Origin of the sequence: Caldimonas manganoxidans ATCC BAA-369, assembly GCF_000381125.1 — a bacterium.
Classification (GTDB): Bacteria; Pseudomonadota; Gammaproteobacteria; order Burkholderiales; family Burkholderiaceae_C; genus Caldimonas; species Caldimonas manganoxidans.
On record NZ_KB905932.1, the window covers coordinates 55,100 to 71,387 of the forward strand.

18 protein-coding genes are annotated in these 16,288 nt (G+C 65.2%); all 18 read right to left on the minus strand.

Annotation, left to right across the window (positions count from 1 at the left end):
• Nucleotide 1: 1 nt before the first annotated feature.
• The 18 genes from nagZ to fabD all read right to left on the minus strand — a co-directional run bounded on the left by nagZ (nt 2) and on the right by fabD (nt 16,247).
• Entirely contained in the window at nt 2-1,051 is a 1,050-nt protein-coding gene (nagZ, locus tag F615_RS0103220; protein ID WP_026329977.1) for a beta-N-acetylhexosaminidase, read from the minus strand.
• A gap of 10 nt (nt 1,052-1,061) precedes the next feature.
• Nucleotides 1,062-1,457: a holo-ACP synthase gene (acpS, locus tag F615_RS0103225; RefSeq protein ID WP_019559733.1), complete on the minus strand. Its 396-nt coding sequence runs from the start codon at nt 1,455-1,457 to the stop codon at nt 1,062-1,064.
• A complete protein-coding gene (locus tag F615_RS0103230; protein WP_019559734.1) occupies nt 1,454-2,248 on the minus strand; it encodes a pyridoxine 5'-phosphate synthase in 795 nt (264 codons plus the stop codon). Before F615_RS0103230 ends, acpS begins: the two co-directional genes overlap by 4 nt.
• The gene (gene recO / locus F615_RS0103235; RefSeq protein ID WP_019559735.1) at nt 2,245-3,039 is read right to left on the minus strand and encodes a DNA repair protein RecO; all 795 of its coding nucleotides are present in this window, start codon (nt 3,037-3,039) and stop codon (nt 2,245-2,247) included. The genes F615_RS0103230 and recO overlap by 4 nt, the downstream gene beginning before the upstream one ends.
• Before the next feature lie 17 nt (nt 3,040-3,056).
• Nucleotides 3,057-3,980, minus strand: a complete 924-nt coding sequence (gene era / locus F615_RS0103240) for a GTPase Era (RefSeq protein ID WP_019559736.1) — start codon at nt 3,978-3,980, stop codon at nt 3,057-3,059.
• A gap of 39 nt (nt 3,981-4,019) precedes the next feature.
• A complete protein-coding gene (rnc, locus tag F615_RS0103245; protein WP_019559737.1) occupies nt 4,020-4,703 on the minus strand; it encodes a ribonuclease III in 684 nt (227 codons plus the stop codon).
• 28 nt (nt 4,704-4,731) lie between these two features.
• Nucleotides 4,732-5,094 carry a DUF4845 domain-containing protein gene (locus F615_RS0103250; protein ID WP_019559738.1) on the minus strand — a complete coding sequence of 121 codons (363 nt, stop codon included), beginning with the start codon at nt 5,092-5,094 and terminating at the stop codon, nt 4,732-4,734.
• Between the two features lie 47 nt (nt 5,095-5,141).
• On the minus strand, nt 5,142-6,110 hold the full coding sequence (lepB, locus tag F615_RS0103255) for a signal peptidase I (RefSeq protein ID WP_026329979.1): 969 nt from the start codon (nt 6,108-6,110) through the stop codon (nt 5,142-5,144).
• Between the two features lie 22 nt (nt 6,111-6,132).
• Nucleotides 6,133-7,941, minus strand: a complete 1,809-nt coding sequence (gene lepA / locus F615_RS0103260) for a translation elongation factor 4 (protein ID WP_026329980.1) — start codon at nt 7,939-7,941, stop codon at nt 6,133-6,135.
• A 530-nt stretch (nt 7,942-8,471) separates the two neighbouring features.
• Nucleotides 8,472-9,944, minus strand: a complete 1,473-nt coding sequence (locus F615_RS0103265) for a DegQ family serine endoprotease (RefSeq protein ID WP_156824523.1) — start codon at nt 9,942-9,944, stop codon at nt 8,472-8,474.
• A 54-nt stretch (nt 9,945-9,998) separates the two neighbouring features.
• A complete protein-coding gene (locus tag F615_RS0103270; RefSeq protein ID WP_156824524.1) occupies nt 9,999-11,045 on the minus strand; it encodes a MucB/RseB family sigma factor regulatory protein in 1,047 nt (348 codons plus the stop codon).
• Between the two features lie 14 nt (nt 11,046-11,059).
• Nucleotides 11,060-11,755: a sigma-E factor negative regulatory protein gene (locus F615_RS17690; protein WP_083932379.1), complete on the minus strand. Its 696-nt coding sequence runs from the start codon at nt 11,753-11,755 to the stop codon at nt 11,060-11,062.
• A 15-nt stretch (nt 11,756-11,770) separates the two neighbouring features.
• A complete protein-coding gene (rpoE, locus tag F615_RS0103280; protein WP_019559744.1) occupies nt 11,771-12,376 on the minus strand; it encodes an RNA polymerase sigma factor RpoE in 606 nt (201 codons plus the stop codon).
• On the minus strand, nt 12,373-12,843 hold the full coding sequence (locus F615_RS0103285; protein ID WP_019559745.1) for a hypothetical protein: 471 nt from the start codon (nt 12,841-12,843) through the stop codon (nt 12,373-12,375). The genes rpoE and F615_RS0103285 overlap by 4 nt, the downstream gene beginning before the upstream one ends.
• Before the next feature lie 36 nt (nt 12,844-12,879).
• Nucleotides 12,880-14,124, minus strand: a complete 1,245-nt coding sequence (gene fabF, locus F615_RS0103290) for a beta-ketoacyl-ACP synthase II (protein WP_019559746.1) — start codon at nt 14,122-14,124, stop codon at nt 12,880-12,882.
• 43 nt (nt 14,125-14,167) lie between these two features.
• On the minus strand, nt 14,168-14,407 hold the full coding sequence (acpP, locus tag F615_RS0103295; protein WP_019559747.1) for an acyl carrier protein: 240 nt from the start codon (nt 14,405-14,407) through the stop codon (nt 14,168-14,170).
• Between the two features lie 155 nt (nt 14,408-14,562).
• Nucleotides 14,563-15,312, minus strand: coding sequence for a 3-oxoacyl-ACP reductase FabG (gene fabG / locus F615_RS0103300; protein ID WP_019559748.1), 750 nt, complete (start codon nt 15,310-15,312; stop codon nt 14,563-14,565).
• A complete protein-coding gene (gene fabD / locus F615_RS0103305; RefSeq protein WP_019559749.1) occupies nt 15,309-16,247 on the minus strand; it encodes an ACP S-malonyltransferase in 939 nt (312 codons plus the stop codon). Before fabD ends, fabG begins: the two co-directional genes overlap by 4 nt.
• Nucleotides 16,248-16,288: the final 41 nt, after the last annotated feature.

Here is a 16,288-nt window from a genome sequence, read left to right on the forward strand (position 1 = left end):
CTCAGGGCAGGCGCGCCAGCGCCTGCTGATAAGGGGCATGATGCATCAGCTCGTCCCAGGCGCGCGGCGCGTCCTGGGGCAGCAGATCCAAGCGTCGCGCCTCGCTGTCGGCGCTGGGCAGCCAGCGGCCGTGCTCACGGGCCTCCCACAGGCCGTCCAGCAGGGCGTCCAGCGCCGCCCCACCGTCCACCACCGACTGGTTGCACAACAACACCAAGTCGCAGCCGGCCTGCAAAGCGGCCACGGCCCCCTGCACGGCATCTCCCATCACGCTGGCCCCACGCATGCTCAGGTCATCGCTGAAAATCGCTCCGGTAAAGCCCAGTCGACCGCGCAGGATGTCTTGCAGCCAACGGCGCGAGAAACCCGCCGGCAAGGCATCGACCTTGGGATAGATCACATGGGCTGGCATCACCGCAGTCAGCGCCGTGCTCAGCCATTCATAAGGCTTCGCATCCTCGGCCAAGATGGCTTTGAGCGAGCGGCGATCCACGGGAATGTCCACATGCGAATCGGCCGCCACATAGCCATGGCCGGGGAAGTGCTTGCCGCACGACTGCATTCCTGCCAGCAACAGGCCATGCATCAAGCTCTTGGCCAACAGCGTCACCACGCGGGCATCGCGGTGGAACGAGCGGTCGCCGATCACGCCGCTGGGACCATGGTCGAGATCGAGCACCGGCGTGAAGCTGAAGTCCACCCCACAGGCGCGCAGCTCCGAGGCCAGCACATAGCCGCAGGCCGTGGCCGCCTCGGTGGCGCGCAGGGCATCCTCCATCCACAGCTCGCCCAGGCGGCGCATCGGCGGCAGGTGGGTGAAGCCATCGGTGCGGAAGCGCTGCACACGCCCGCCTTCATGGTCCACGCAGATCAACACGTCCGGGCGCAGCGATTTCACTTCCACCGTCAGCTCGACGAGCTGGCGGCGGTCGGCCCAGTTGCGCGCAAACAAAATCAGGCCGCCCGTCAACGGGTGCTGCAGGCGGCGGCGGTCGTCCGCATCCAGCGTGGTGCCGGCGATGTCGAGAACCACCGGGGCATGCTCGGGCAGCAGGCTCATGTCACTCCTTCGTTTCCACCACCACGAAGCTGGCGGCATAGTCGGTTTCATCGCTCAGGCTCACATGGGCGCGCAAATGACGGGCCTCGAACCAGGCCGCCAGCTCCCCATGCAAGCGAATCTCGGGCTTGCCGCTCGATGCGTTGACGATTTCGCACGCCCGCCAGGTCATTGGCCAGCGCAGCCCCAGGCCGACGGCTTTGGAGAAGGCTTCCTTGGCCGAAAACCGCGTGGCCAAATAGCGCAGGCCGCGCGCCGACAGCTTGGCACGGCGCCGGCGAAACACCTCGATCTCATGCGGGCCCAGCACCCTGAGCGCAAAGCGCTCACCATGGCGCTGCCAGGCCGCCTCGATGCGGCGGATGTCGCAGATGTCGGTGCCGATGCCGTAGATCACGCGCCTTGCCTCGCCCGCACCGCTTCGGCCTTGAAGTCCGCGATCGCTTGACGCAGGCCCACGAACACCGCATGGCCAATCAGCGCATGGCCGATGTGCAGCTCGGCCACTTCGGGCAGGGCCGCGATCGCCGCGGTGCTGCTGGGCCCCGGATGCGGCGGCGGGCGATCCCACACGGCCAGACCATGGCCGGCGTGGGTCCGCAGGCCCAACGAGCGGCCCAGCCGCAGGGCCTGCCGGATGCGCTCCAATTCCGCCTGCATGGCCGGCCGGTCCTGGGCCCACCAGGCCTCGGCATAGGTACCGGTATGGATCTCGATGCAAGGCGCACCGGCGCGGGCACTGGCCTCGATCTGCGCCGGATCCGGTCCGATGAACAGCGAGACGCGGCAACCCGCGGCCGCCAGACGCGCGCAGGCCTCTTGCACGCGGCCGAACTGCCCCAGCACGTCCAACCCCCCTTCGGTGGTCAGTTCTTGACGGCGCTCGGGCACCAGGCAGACATGCTGCGGGCGCACCTGTTCGATCAGGCCCAGCATCTCGTCGGTGACGGCCGCCTCGAAATTGAGCGGCACGTGCAAGGTCGCTTTGAGTCGGTGCACGTCCTCGTCGCGGATGTGTCGCCGGTCTTCACGCAGATGGAAGGTGATGATGTCCGCTCCGGCGTGCACCGCCAGCTCGGCGGCAGCCACGGGGTCTGGAAAGCGCCCTCCACGGGCATTGCGCAAGGTGGCCACGTGGTCGATGTTCACGCCGAGCAAAGGCGCAGAGGAGGTGCCGGAAAAAATCATGGTTGCTGGAGTTCCATCAAGAGCTGGCGGGTGCGCAGCATGGGCGTGCCCAGATGATAGTGAAGCAAGCCGCGCAGCGCCGACTTGAGCTCGGGCAAGGCCAGGCGGCACGCCTGTTGCACGGCGGCCAGCCCATGCGGCCCGTCGGACAGCGCCAACGCCCGCTGAGCCTCGCGCAGCCAGGCCCCGCGCAAACCCACCTCGCCAGGGGCGAGCGCATGCACCCCAGCCTCGGCATCCAAGCCGTAGCGAACCTCATCCTGCACGGGCAGCTGAGTCAAAGTCTCGGTATGCAGCTCGGGCAGCACGCCAATCCCCCGCAGCAGCGCCAGTTCGAACGCCCGCAAAGCGGCCTGCACACCGACATCCTCCGCCCCGGCCAGGGCCGGCAAGGTGGCCGCATAGTGATCGAACAAACGCGGGTGGGCATCCGAGCGGGCCAGCAGCTTCATCAGCAGCTCATTGAGGTAAAAGCCGGTGAGCAAGGCCGCACCAGTGGGCATTGGCAAGCCCCCGGCCCAGTCGGCGGCTTTCAAGGTGTGGACCTCCGCCCCATCCTCATCCCGACTGCTGTAGCTCACCAGCAAGCGCTGAAACGGCAACAACACCGGGCGCAGTTGCGAATAAGGCCGCTTGGCCCCTTTGGCCACCACCACCACGCGTCCATGATGGCGGGTGAACAGGTCCAGGATCAGGCTGGACTCACTCCAATCGTAGTGATGCAGCACATAGGCGGGCTCGCCCGCCACGCGGTGCGCATGCCGCCGGCCGCCCGAGTTGCGTCTGGCCATGGTGTGCGACGGACAGCCTATTCGTAGCCGTAAGAGCGCAGCCGCTCCTCGTCGTCGGCCCAACCCGAGCGCACCTTCACCCACAGTTCGAGGAAGACCTTGGCGTCCATGAGCTTTTCCAGCTCCTGCCGTGCTTCGGTGCCAATGCGCTTGAGCCGCTCGCCGCCCTCGCCGATGACCATGCCCTTGTGAGCCTCGCGCTCGACGATGATGGTGGCCGCAATGCGCCGGAAACGGCCTTCCTCTTCGAACTTGTCGACCACCACGGTCGAGGAATACGGCAGCTCGTCCCCGGTGAGGCGAAAGAGCTTCTCGCGAATGATCTCACCGGCCAGGAAACGCTCGCTGCGATCGGTGAGCGCATCCTCGTCGTACCACCAGGGCTGTTCGGGCAGATAAGGCCGCACGATGTCGAGCAATCGCCGCGCGTCCTCAGGCCGCTTGGCCGACAAGGGCACGAACTCCGCAAAGGGATGGCGCTCCTGCATGCCTTTGAGCCACGGGGCCAGTTCCGAGCGACGCACCACCTTGTCCAGCTTATTGGCCACCAGAAAGACCGGCTTGCGCTCGGGCAACAAGGCCAGCACCTTGGCGTCGTCCATGCCATAGCGGCCGGCTTCGACCACGAACAGCACCACATCGACATCGGCCACCGACGACAGCACCGTGCGATTGAGGGTACGGTTCAGGGCATTGCTGTGGCGCGTCTGAAAGCCCGGCGTATCGACGAAGATGTATTGGGTATCGCCCACCGTGCGGATGCCCGTGATGCGGTGCCGCGTGGTCTGAGCCTTGCGTGAGGTGATGCTCACCTTCTGGCCCACCAGGGCATTGAGCAGCGTGGACTTGCCTACATTGGGGCGGCCGACGATGGCCACCAGACCGCAGCGTTGACCGCGGCTGGGTTCGGCAGGAGGCTGGTTGAGGTCTTCGAGGTTCACGACACATCAGGGCGGACGCACCGCCGAAAAAAGGGCCCCTCAGGAATGCGAGGACTTCAAATAGGCCAGCACGGCCTCGGCGGCCTGCTGTTCGGCGGCACGCCGCGAGGTGCCCTCGCCCAAACGCTCCACCTGCAGCGCCGCCACCGTGCAGCGTACGACAAATTCCTGGCGATGCGCCTGCCCCCGGGTTTCCACGATGGCATAGGTGGGCACCGGCAGACGCCGCGCCTGCAGCCATTCCTGCAATTCGGTTTTGGGGTCCTTGGCCGAGGCCTGCAGGTCGTCTTGGGACAGCACCGGCTCGAACAGTCGGCGCACCACGGCCTGGGCCGACTCGAAGCCGGCATCCAGGTAGACCGCCCCGACCAGGGCTTCCAGCGCATCGGCCAGGATGGACGGCCGCCGGGCGCCCCCGCTGCGAGCTTCGCCCTCGCTCAAGCGCAGGCAGTCGGGCAGTTGCAGGCTCAAAGCCATGCGGTACAAGGAATCTTGACGCACCAAATGCGCACGCACCCGCGACAAATCGCCTTCGTCACTGCGGCCCAGGCGCTCATAGAGCAGGCTGGAGACGGCCAGCCCCAACACTGCATCGCCCAGAAACTCCAGCCGCTCGTTGTGATCGGCTCCGAAGCTGCGGTGCGTCAGTGCCGCGCGCAGCAGCGCCGGATTGGCAAAGCGGTGCCCCAGGCGCCGCTGCAAAGCTTCCAGGGTCTGGCTCACAGGCTGAAGGACAAGGCTCGGGCGCACCTCATCGCGAGCGGCCGCGGTATTTGATGAGCAGGTAGACCGGCTCGATCAGCTCGATCTCCTTGTCGTAGGCAAAGCTGACAACGATTTTCTCGTTGACCTTCGTGATGTCCAAATCTGCCCCGGAGATCGAGGTGATGGAATACTCGATTTGCTTCTGGCGATCGAAAGCGGCCCGGATTTCCGGCACCGTGGTGCCCCCTTCCTGAGCCACCTTGTTGACGGTGCGCTGGATGGTCCAGTACTCGTTGAGCGTCGGGAACACCCGCATGGCCACCAGGGCGACGAAGCCGATCACAACGGCCCAGAACAACAGACCGATCAGGGTCACGCCGCGCTGCGGGTACCGCAGGATAGGGATCATCGAGCTGCTCCTCGTGGTGATGACGGTATTCCGAAAGACCGGGCGGCTCACTGGAAGAAGGTGCCCACGCGGCTGAGGTTACCGAAATTCATCCAGATCAAAAAGGCCTTGCCGACGATGTTGGCCTCGGGCACGAAACCCCAATACCGCGAATCCTGCGAATTGTCGCGGTTGTCGCCCATCATGAAATAGTGGCCCTCGGGCACCTTGCAGACCACGCCTTCGGCGTTGTAGCGGCAATGGTCACGGAAGGGAAAGCTGTCCACGGCCAGCATGAACGGCGGCACATCCTTTTGCAGCAGCACCTGGTGCTCCACGTCGCCGAGCTTCTCGCTGTAGAGCTGGGCATAGCGGCGGCTGTCTTCGTCGTAATACTCGCCCAGCGGCTGCATTGGCACGGGCTGACCGTTGATGCTCAGTCGCTTGTTCAGGTAGGCCACCTCGTCGCCGGGCACCCCCACCACACGCTTGATGTAGTCGATGCGCGTGTCCATCGGATAGCGGAAGACGATCACATCCCCACGCTGCGGTTTGTGGTTGTCGATGATCTTGGTGTTGATCACCGGCAAGCGCACGCCGTAGTGATACTTGTTGACCAGGATGAGGTCACCCACCAGCAGCGTGGGCACCATCGAGCCGGAGGGGATCTTGAACGGCTCGAACAAGAAAGAGCGCACCAAGAACACCACACAGATCACGGGAAACAGCCCGGCCGTCCAGTCCAGCCACCAAGGCTGCATCAGCAGCTTCTGGCGCGCCTGCTCGACGTCGCCGTCGACCTGCACGATGCCCTGCTCGGCCAGCGCGTTGCGGCGCTGGGCCGCCTGCTCGACCAAGCGGGCGGCCGCACGCTCGCGCTGCGGCTTGAAGTGAAAGCGCTCGGCCAGCCAATACAGCAGCGTCACGGCGGTCAGCAGGAAAAGCACGAGCGAGAAATTGCCGTGCCATTGACCGACATACCAACCACCGAGGTAGACGGCCAGACAGGCGTACAGGACTGCGGTGAGCAGCGACAAGGGACTCTCCCAGCGTTTGTGTTCAATCATCGACCTGGAGGATGGCCAGGAAGGCTTGCTGCGGCACCTCGACCGTGCCGATTTGCTTCATGCGCTTCTTGCCGGCCTTTTGCTTCTCCAGCAGTTTGCGCTTGCGGGTGATGTCACCCCCGTAGCATTTTGCCAGCACGTTCTTGCGCAGCGCCTTGATGTTCTCGCGCGCGATGATCGTGCTGCCGATGGCCGCCTGGATGGCCACGTCGTACATCTGACGCGGGATCTGCTCGCGCATCTTGGCCGCCACCGCACGGCCACGCGCCTGGGCCTGCGAGCGGTGCACGATGATGGACAGCGCATCCACCCGGTCGCCATTGATCAACAAGTCCACCTTGACCACGTCGGAGGCACGGTACTCCTTGAACTCATAGTCCATCGAGGCATAGCCGCGAGAGATGGATTTGAGTTTGTCGAAGAAGTCGAGCACGATCTCGGCCAACGGCATGTCGTACGTCAGCATGACCTGACGGCCGTGATAGGCCATGTTGAGTTGCACACCGCGCTTTTGATTGCACAGCGTCATCACCGGGCCCACATAGTCTTGGGGCATGTACAGATGCACCGTGACGATGGGCTCGCGGATTTCGCGGATGCGGCCTGGATCGGGCATCTTCGACGGGTTCTCGACCTCGATGACCGAGCCATCGTTGAGCTCGACCTGGTAGACCACGCTGGGCGCGGTGGTCACCAGATCCTGGTCGAATTCGCGCTCCAGCCGCTCCTGCACGATCTCCATGTGCAGCAAGCCCAGAAAGCCGCAGCGAAAGCCAAAACCCAGGGCCTGCGACACCTCGGGCTCGAAACGCAGCGAACTGTCGTTGAGCTTGAGCTTCTCCAGCGCATCGCGCAACTGGTCGTACTCGCTGGACTCGCTGGGGTACAGGCCCGCGAAGACCTGCGGCTGGATCTCCTTGAAGCCAGGCAGCGGCTCGGTGGCCGGGCCGGCATTGTTGGGCAGCTTCTTCTCCACCGTGAGGGTGTCACCCACCTTGGCAGCGGCCAGCTCCTTGATCCCGCAAATGACGAACCCCACCTCGCCAGCGTTGAGCTCGGAGCGATCCACCGACTTGGGCGTGAACACACCCAAGTGCTCGACCGGGTAGACGGCATTCGTGGCCATGAGGCGCACGCGCTCGCCCTTCTTCAAGCTGCCATCGACCACCCGCACCAGCATCACCACGCCGACGTAATTGTCGAACCAGGCGTCGATGATCATGGCCCGCAAGGGACCATCGGGCTGCCCCTTGGGCGGCGGCATGCGGGTGACCACCGCCTCCAGAATCTCATCCACCCCCATGCCGGTCTTGGCCGAACAGGGAATGGCCTGCGAAGCGTCGATGCCGATGACATCCTCGATTTCGGCCTTGGCACGCTCGGGGTCGGCCTGGGGCAGGTCCATCTTGTTGAGGACCGGGATCACCTCCACGCCCAGATCCAGCGCGGTGTAGCAATTGGCCACCGTCTGCGCTTCCACGCCCTGGCTGGCGTCCACCACCAGCAAGGCCCCTTCGCAGGCCGACAACGAGCGACTCACCTCGTATGAGAAATCGACATGCCCGGGCGTGTCGATCAGGTTGAGCGTGTAGACCTGACCGTCTCGGGCGGTGTACTGCAAGGCGGCCGTCTGCGCCTTGATCGTGATGCCCCGCTCTTTCTCGATGTCCATCGAGTCCAGCACCTGCGCTTCCATCTCGCGCTCGCTCAAGCCTCCGCAGCGCTGGATGATGCGATCGGCCAGGGTGGACTTGCCGTGGTCGATGTGGGCGATGATGGAGAAGTTGCGGATGTGCTTCATGAAACCGAAGGTGTGCGTTGCGACCTCGCGGCCCACCGGCCCGCCAACGAGCCACGATGCCTCAGGGGACCGCGGGAGGGACAACAAAAAAAAGGCGCGTCGAATCGGCGACGCGCCTTCCAACAAAAGGCTTGGCAACTGCTTTGTTGGGCTTTCATTGTAGCCAAATCCACCCCCTTGGAAACCGCGCCAGCCGTGGCTTGCCGCGCGTTGCACGCCACCAACAGGCAAGATATCAACAAGATATCCACAATCTCTTGTGGATGACTTGGGGATAGTCCAGGCCGTCCCGGGGATCCTTCCGCAGCTGCATCGAAAGCGCGTCGAACCACCCCGGATTCTACCGAAGCGGCGCGACAATCCGGCCCGGATCGGAGCTCGTGAGCCCACGCTCACATTCTTGAACGGTGACTTATCAACACCCGAAGGCCGGCCGGCGTGCGGGATTTCCCCCGCCTGACTCTCGCGATGCGAAAAAACCCGACACCCTAGTCGGATGCCGGGTGGCTGCGCTCATCCCGTGCCGGACCTCAGCGCGAGGGTCGAATCATCGTGTAATGGGCCCATTCCCCGCGGCGGAAAAACACGTTGAACGGGCGTCCTTTGTCGAGCTTGGCCAGCACCGCCTCGAACTGGCGCACGTCGGCGATCTCGGTGTTGGCAATGGCCAGGATGATGTCGCCTTCACGCAGGCCGGCACGGGCCGCGGGTCCATCGACCGACTCCACGCGCACCCCGCCCTTGACGCCCAGCGCCGACTTCTGAGCCTCGGTGAGATTGGCCACGGTCAGGCCCACGCTGGATGCAACCCCACTGCCCGGCGTGCTGCGAGGTTCATTGCTGGCCACACGGCGCGGCGGGTCGGGCTCGAATTCACCGACCACCACGTTCAGATCCCGATAGCTGCCACGACGGAAGACCTGGACAGTGACCTTGGCGCCTGGCTTGGTATTGCCCACGATGCGCGGCAGCTCGCCGGCCTTGTCGATCACGCGGCCATCGAAGCGCGTGATGATGTCTCCTGCCTCGATGCCGGCCTTGGCCGCCGGACCATTGGGCTCCACGCTGCGCACCAACGCGCCCATGGGCTTGCCCAGTCCGATGGACTCGGCCACGTCCTTGGTGATCTGATCGATCTGCACGCCGATGCGTCCCCGGATCACGCGGCCCGTGGTGCGCAGTTGATCGGCCACGCGCATGGCCTCGTCGATCGGGATCGCGAACGAAATGCCCATGAAGCCGCCCGAGCGGCTGTAGATCTGCGAGTTGATGCCCACCACCTCGCCTCGCAGGTTGATCAGCGGCCCCCCCGAATTGCCCGGGTTGATGGCCACATCGGTCTGAATGAAGGGCAGGTAGTCGCCGGTATCGCGCGCCTTGGCGCTGACGATGCCGGCGGTGACCGTGTTCTCCAGACCAAAGGGCGAGCCGATGGCCATCACCCACTCGCCCACGCGCAAGCGGTTGACGTCGCCGATGCGCACGGCCGGCAAGCCAGTGGCATCGATCTTGACGACGGCCACGTCGGTGCGACGGTCGCTGCCGATGATGCGCGCCTTGAACTCGCGCTTGTCGGTGAGGGTCACGTAGACCTCGTCAGCGCCCTCGACCACATGGGCATTGGTCATCACGTAGCCGTCGGAGCTGATCACGAAACCGGAGCCCACGCCACGAGGCACCTCCTCCGGCTGCCCCTGACGCTGGCCGCCTCGTGGCGCTGGGGTGCCTGGCAGCGGCACGCCGAAGAAACGCCGGAAGAATTCCTGCATCTCCTCATCCATTTGCGGACCGGCCATCCGCGCCCGCTCGGTGGTACGGATGTTGACCACCGAGGGCCCCACCTGCTCGGCCAGATCGGCGAAGTCCGGCAACGTCGCTGCCTGCGCTCGTGCCGGCAGCGATGCCACGGCCAGGATCCAAGCGACTGCCAAGGCCATCAAAGCGGCCAGCGCACGTCGAGACATCGAGGGCACGATCGTGCCCAGGTGCATTGCTGTTTTCATTTCTCACCTCAACACGGGTTCCGCATTCCGAACGACGGCGCGTCGCGCCATCGTTCACTGCGGCTTCTTGCGTTCGAGACCCCGGACGAACTCGTGAAGCGTGGCCACTGGCACCTCGCCCACGGCAGTCACCCACCAGGCCCCGTGACGTCTCATGAGCGTATGGGTGGCCCCCATGCTCATCAGCACCTCCTTGCGATGCCGACCGGCGTCATAGGGTTCCACGAAAATCGATACATGGGCCAAACCATCGGAGAAGATGGTCTGAAGCATGCTGCCGTGCTCACCGCCGTCGGCCGCGGGGCTGGCCGCAACCGCCCCATCCACCGCATTGGCACTGCGCTTGACGCAGCTGATGTGACGAAACCCCGGCACGATGCGTCGGTACACCCAGCCTTCGTCCTCATAAAAAGTGGGAGTCATCACCGGACGCTCGACGCGGTAGCCTTTGAGGCGCTTGAGCGGCTGGGTCACGCTCTCCGGTTGAGGGCGCACGCCAATGGACACTTCCGAAAACGCCGAGGACTCGATCACTTCTCCGGCCGGGTTGATCACGTCGGCGCGCAGCAGCAAGCCGGTCTCTTTCTCCGCCCACAGACGGTAGCCATAGCGCATCGCATCTCGCGGCAGGAGCAACAACTGCCGCGCCTCATGGCCGGCCACGCGGTCCAGCCCCTTCTTGCGCACGTCGTAATAGTCGAGGATGTGATCGCTGTCGGCATCCACCAGCCGCGGGAATTTGTTCACCATCTCCCGCTGCTCGATGAGCGCGGTGCGTTGTTGGGGCCACAAAGTGGCCACCAGGGTGTCGTGCCGCAAGATGCGTCGCGGCTGGCCATCCAGGGTGTCGATGCGCTCGAACTGTTGGTGGCCCTCCCAGTAGTGCGCAATGCGTGCGCTGGTCATCTGCCCGCCCGAGCTGACCACGAAGATGCCCTGGAAATTGCGGGTCTGGGCCGCCTCGTGGATGCGCAACAGCCAAGCGCGCACCTCGGCTTTGTCCAAGGGGAGATCGACCGGCGGCGTTTGAGCCAGACCCGTGCCGGCCAGCGCCATCAAGCCCGCACCCATCCACGGGGCGAGCCAACGGGAAAACTGCATGCGCGTCCTCACAATCAACGGCCGGGTCCTTCGTGGGCAGCATTGCGCAGGAACAGAGACGGCCCCGCCCCCAGCGCCGAGCCCGCACCGAATTGCTTGTGCGCCGCGAGGTATTGGTCCAGCCGTGCGTCACGGATCAGGGTCTGATCCCCATGCACCACCCGCAATTCCGTGGCCGACGCCGCCGTCGGTGCGGCCGCAGGCGCGGCCACCGGCGTGACGGCCACCGGCGTGACGGCCACCGCCGCCTCGGTGCCTGCGGATTGGGCCCGCAGGCCGATACCGGGCGCGGGCCACATCGCGTCGCCGCCGACCTCCCCCACATACAGCACCACCAGCGCCCCCGCGACGGCCATCACGCTCGCCGCCGTGGCCAAGGGGGTTCGCCAGCGTCGGCGCGCACGTGCGGCCGCGTCGGGCGTCGCAGCCGGCGCCAGGATCACCGGCTCACGCTGCAGGCGTTGGCGCACCCCTTGCAAAAACAGGTCGCCACGCGAACCGCCGGCCAAATCGTCGGAGCGCAGCACATCACCGATCAGGTGGTACAGGTGCCAGTCTTCACAGTCTTGGCGGTGTCGCTCGGGATCGCTGTGGTGCGAGGCCAGCCATTCATCGAACTGCGAGGCAGTGGCCTCCCCATCGAGCAAGGCCGACAGGCGTTCACGAGAAGCCGCCTGGTCGCCCGCAAGATCCATCCGTTGCGCAGACATCACTCACTCTCCTGATCACCAACGTTTGCCATCGGGCGTGTCCAACAGCGGACGCAAGCGCTGCGCGATGGCCTCACGCGCTCTGAAGATGCGCGATCGCACCGTGCCGATCGGGCAGTTCATGACCTCGGCGATTTCCTCATAGCTCAGCCCTTCGATCTCACGCAAGGTGATGGCCTGGCGCAAATCCTCGGACAACGCCTCGATGGCCGCGTTCACGGTGGCGGCCACCTCTTTGCTGGCCAGCACGGCATCGGGAGTTTCGCCGTCGGTTAGTTCGTTTTCCACCCGGGAAGTTTCGTCCTCCTCGTCGGCGGACATCCGCGCCGTTTCAGTGACCAGCGGGTCCCGTTTGAGCTCGGCCAGGCTTTTCTTGGCCGTGTTGACGGCGATCCGGTACAGCCAGGTGTAGAAGGCGCTGTCCCCGCGAAACTGAGGCAACGCCCGGTAGGCCCGGATGAAGGTCTCTTGGGCAATGTCCTGGATCAGGTCGGCGTCGCGCACCATCCGGGCGATGAGGCGCTCGATCTTGCGCTGGTACTTGATCACCAGCAGGTCGAACGCCTTCTGGTCGCCGCGCTTGACGCGCTCAATCAGCACAGCATCGGCGTCGGCGGTCATGCGGTGGACGAGGAGGATCCTGCCAAGGGGTCCATGGCGCAAGTGGGCGAATATACCGCACAGCGCAAGGCATGCCAGCGCGCCTCCAAGCCAGCGCGCTGCAGCGGCAGCCACACCGTGCCGCGGCCCTGGTGCGGCACGAGCTGCAGCAACATCCACGCCCCCAGGTCGATGCGCACCGTCGCGCGTCCGCGGCATTCATGCCTGCGTTCAGGCTCACGCCAGTGCCAACACTGTCCGTCCCAGCGCAGCACGAAGCCCGGACGGCGCCAGTGGCGACCCAGCACCCCCCACAGACTCAGCAGCAGCGCAGGCCCCAGCGCCGGCACGGCCCATGCCCCCCGATGCGCGACGGCCCAGGCCCCCAGGGCCAGCCACCCGACGCCCGCCAGCGCCAGCACCGCGGCGCGCCACCAGGTGTGACGAACGACCACCACCGTCACCGGCGGTGCGGTACGCTGGCGCATGCGATGGAGCCCGACATCAAACCTGTGCCGCGGCGTTCAGACGCGTTTGAACACCAGCGTCCCATTGGTGCCGCCGAAGCCGAAGTTGTTCTTCAGCGCCACCTCGATCTTCATGTCACGGGCGGTATTGGCGCAGTAGTCCAAATCGCACTCGGGATCTTGGTTGAAGATATTGATCGTCGGCGGCGACACCTGGTGGTACACCGCCAGGGCCGTGAACACCGATTCGACCCCGCCGGCGCCGCCCAGCAAGTGGCCGGTCATCGACTTGGTGGAATTGACCACCAAAGCCTTGGCGTGGTCGCCAAAGGCCAGCTTGATGGCGTTGGTTTCGTTCACGTCGCCCAGCGGCGTGGAGGTGCCGTGCGCATTGAGGTAGTGCACCTCATCGGGATTGACGCCGGCATTGCGCATGGCCGCTTGCATCGAACGGCGCGGGCCGTCCACGTTGGGCGCGGTCATGTGGAAAGCGTCGGCACTCATGCCAAAGCCGGCCAGCTCGGCGTAGATCTTTGCACCACGCTTTTTCGCGTGCTCGTATTCCTCGAGCACCATCACCCCGGCACCCTCGCCCAGCACGAAGCCGTCGCGGTCTTTGTCCCAGGGACGCGAGGCCGTCTTGGGATCGTCGTTGCGTGTGGACAGCGCGCGTGCCGCGGCAAAGCCGCCGATGCCCAAGGGCGAGACGGTGGATTCGGCGCCGCCGGCAATCATCACGTCGGCATCGCCATACTCGATGAGGCGAGCGGCTTGGCCGATGCAGTGCAGACCGGTGGTGCATGCGGTGACGACGGCCAGGTTCGGCCCTTTGTAGCCGCACTGGATCGACACATGGCCCGAGATCATGTTGATGATCGACGCCGGCACGAAGAACGGCGAGATGCGGCGCGGACCACGCTCGCTGAGTTCTTGCTGAGTGGCCTCGATCATGGGCAAGCCGCCAATGCCCGAACCCACCATGCAGCCGATGCGCTCGGCCATCTCCTCACTCAGCGCATCGCCGGTGGGCAAACCCGCATCCCGCACGGCCTGCAGTGAAGCCGCCAAGCCGTAATGGATGAAGGTGTCCATGTGGCGAGCTTCCTTGGCCGGCAGGTAGTCCTCGATGTTGAAGCCCTTGACCTCGCCAGCAAAGCGACAAGCGAAGTTCGAGGCATCGAACCGGGTGATGGTATCGATGCCGGACTGGCCGGCAACCAGGTTGCTCCAGGACTCGGCCACCGTGTTGCCCACGGGGGTGACGAGCCCCAGGCCGGTGATGACAACGCGGCGACGGGTCATGTGAGGAGGGGGGGAATGCGGAACCAGGAACCCTTCGGGCCGATCAGGCCTTCTGGTGCTTCAGAGCGTAGTCGATGGCGAGTTGCACGGTGGTGATCTTCTCGGCTTCCTCGTCCGGAATCTCGATGCCGAACTCGTCTTCCAAGGCCATCACCAGTTCCACGGTGTCCAGCGAATCGGCGCCCAGATCGGCGACGAAGGACTTTTCATTGGTGACCTCCGATTCCGCCACGCCGAGTTGCTCGGCAATGATCTTCTTGACGCGTGCTTCGATATCGCTCATGACTCCTCCAAGAGGGTTTTCCAAAACAGCCCGTGATTCTACGACCGTCAGGGTGCCTACTCTAAGCCCCTCGGCGGCCGGGGTCCCGGACGGGCTCCAACCGGTCGGCGCCCCACGCAGGGCTTCCCAAAAGCCTTTTCAGTCCTTCAATGCCTTCAATTCATGAACATGCCGCCATTGACGTGGAGCTCCGCGCCCGTGATGTAGCCGGCCTGCGGCGAAGCCAAGTACGCCACCGCATGGGCAATGTCCTCCGGGCGGCCCAGACGGCCCAGCGGGATCTGCGCCATCAGGGCCTGGGTCTGCTGTTCGGACAGTGCGCGAGTCATGTCGGTTTCGATGAAGCCGGGGGCCACGCAATTGACCGTGATGCCGCGGCTGCCCAATTCCCGGGCCAGCGAGCGGGTCATGCCGGCCACACCGGCTTTGGCCGCCGCATAGTTGGCCTGACCGGCGTTGCCGCTGACGCCCACCACCGAGGTGATATTGACGATGCGGCCGTAGCGCTGCTTCATCATCGGGCGGATCACCGCTCGGCTGAGACGAAACACCGCTTTGAGATTGGTGTCCAGCACGGCATCCCAGTCTTCGTCCTTCATGCGCATGGACAGCGTGTCGCGCGTAATGCCGGCGTTGTTGACCAGCACATGCAAGGCGCCATGCTCTTTGAGGATCGCCTCGACCAGGGCCTCGACGCCAGCGGCATCGTTGACATCGAGCCGATGCCCGCGACAGCCCGGATAGGCCGCCAGCGTGTCTGTGATCGTCGCCGCGCCGGCATCGGTGGTGGCCGTGCCCACGACCTTGAGTCCGTGGCGGGCCAATTCCAGCGCGATGGCTCGGCCGATACCGCGCGTGGCCCCGGTCACCAGGGCGACTTGACCTTTGAAGACGACCTCGTTCATGCGAGCAGCTCCTTCACCTCGGCCAAGGTGGCCGGATCGTACAACGCGGCGCTGACCAGCTCCGCATCGATGCGCTTGACCATGCCGGACAGCACCTTGCCCGGCCCGCATTCCACCACGTGGGTGACGCCACGCGCGCGCAGCGCCTGGACGCATTCGACCCAGCGCACCGGCCCAAAGGCCTGGCGGTACAAGGCGTCGCGGATGGCCTGAGGTTGGTCGTAAACGGTCACGTCGATGTTGTGGACCACCGGGATGCGCGGCACGGCAATGCTCACCTGGGCCAAGCGCTCGCGCAAGCGTTCGGCCGCCGGTTTCATCAGACTGGAATGGAAAGGCGCCGACACCGGCAAGGGCAGCGCCCGTTTGGCCCCGGCCGCCTTGAGCACCTCGCAGGCTTTCTCGACCCCGGTTTTGCTGCCGGCGATCACGGTCTGCTTCGGATCATTGAAGTTCACCGCCTCGACCACCTCGCCGCTGGATGCGGCCACCTCGGCGCAGTGGCGACGCACCTCGTCGGCCTCCATCCCCAGGATCGCGGCCATGCCGCCGGCGCCCACCGGCACGGCCTCTTGCATGGCCTGGGCACGAAAGCGCACCAGGGGCAGCGCCTCGGACAAGCTCAACGCACCGGCGGCCACCAAGGCGGTGTATTCCCCCAGCGAGTGGCCCGCCACCACGGCAGGCTCGCGGCCGCCTTCGGCGCGCCAGGCGCGATAGCAGGCGATGCCGGCCACCAACATCACGGGCTGGGTGTTGGTGGTGAGATCCAAAGCCTCCTTGGGGCCCTGCGCAATCAAGCGGGCGACATCCTCGCCCAGGGCCGCGCTGGCTTCGTCCAGCGTTTGGCGCACGGCGGCATGGTCGCCCCAGGCGTTGAGCATGCCCACGGCCTGGGAGCCCTGGCCGGGAAACACGAAGGCGAAAGTGCTCATGACGTTCGAAGTCAAGGAAAACTCAGGAATGCACCCATGCG

What these genes read in the sequence shown, in the direction of transcription:
- acpP (WP_019559747.1), bottom strand. Translation starts at nt 14,407, where the DNA reads ATGAGCGATATCGAAGCACGCGTCAAGAAGATCATTGCCGAGCAACTC.
- F615_RS17690 (WP_083932379.1), bottom strand. Translation starts at nt 11,755, where the DNA reads ATGTCTGCGCAACGGATGGATCTTGCGGGCGACCAGGCGGCTTCTCGT.
- recO (WP_019559735.1), bottom strand. Translation starts at nt 3,039, where the DNA reads ATGGCCAGACGCAACTCGGGCGGCCGGCGGCATGCGCACCGCGTGGCG.
- rpoE (WP_019559744.1), bottom strand. Translation starts at nt 12,376, where the DNA reads ATGACCGCCGACGCCGATGCTGTGCTGATTGAGCGCGTCAAGCGCGGC.
- F615_RS0103230 (WP_019559734.1), bottom strand. Translation starts at nt 2,248, where the DNA reads ATGATTTTTTCCGGCACCTCCTCTGCGCCTTTGCTCGGCGTGAACATC.
- lepA (WP_026329980.1), bottom strand. Translation starts at nt 7,941, where the DNA reads ATGAAGCACATCCGCAACTTCTCCATCATCGCCCACATCGACCACGGC.
- F615_RS0103250 (WP_019559738.1), bottom strand. Translation starts at nt 5,094, where the DNA reads ATGATCCCTATCCTGCGGTACCCGCAGCGCGGCGTGACCCTGATCGGT.
- F615_RS0103285 (WP_019559745.1), bottom strand. Translation starts at nt 12,843, where the DNA reads ATGCGCCAGCGTACCGCACCGCCGGTGACGGTGGTGGTCGTTCGTCAC.
- fabD (WP_019559749.1), bottom strand. Translation starts at nt 16,247, where the DNA reads ATGAGCACTTTCGCCTTCGTGTTTCCCGGCCAGGGCTCCCAGGCCGTG.
- F615_RS0103270 (WP_156824524.1), bottom strand. Translation starts at nt 11,045, where the DNA reads ATGCAGTTTTCCCGTTGGCTCGCCCCGTGGATGGGTGCGGGCTTGATG.
- F615_RS0103265 (WP_156824523.1), bottom strand. Translation starts at nt 9,944, where the DNA reads ATGAAAACAGCAATGCACCTGGGCACGATCGTGCCCTCGATGTCTCGA.
- fabF (WP_019559746.1), bottom strand. Translation starts at nt 14,124, where the DNA reads ATGACCCGTCGCCGCGTTGTCATCACCGGCCTGGGGCTCGTCACCCCC.
- fabG (WP_019559748.1), bottom strand. Translation starts at nt 15,312, where the DNA reads ATGAACGAGGTCGTCTTCAAAGGTCAAGTCGCCCTGGTGACCGGGGCC.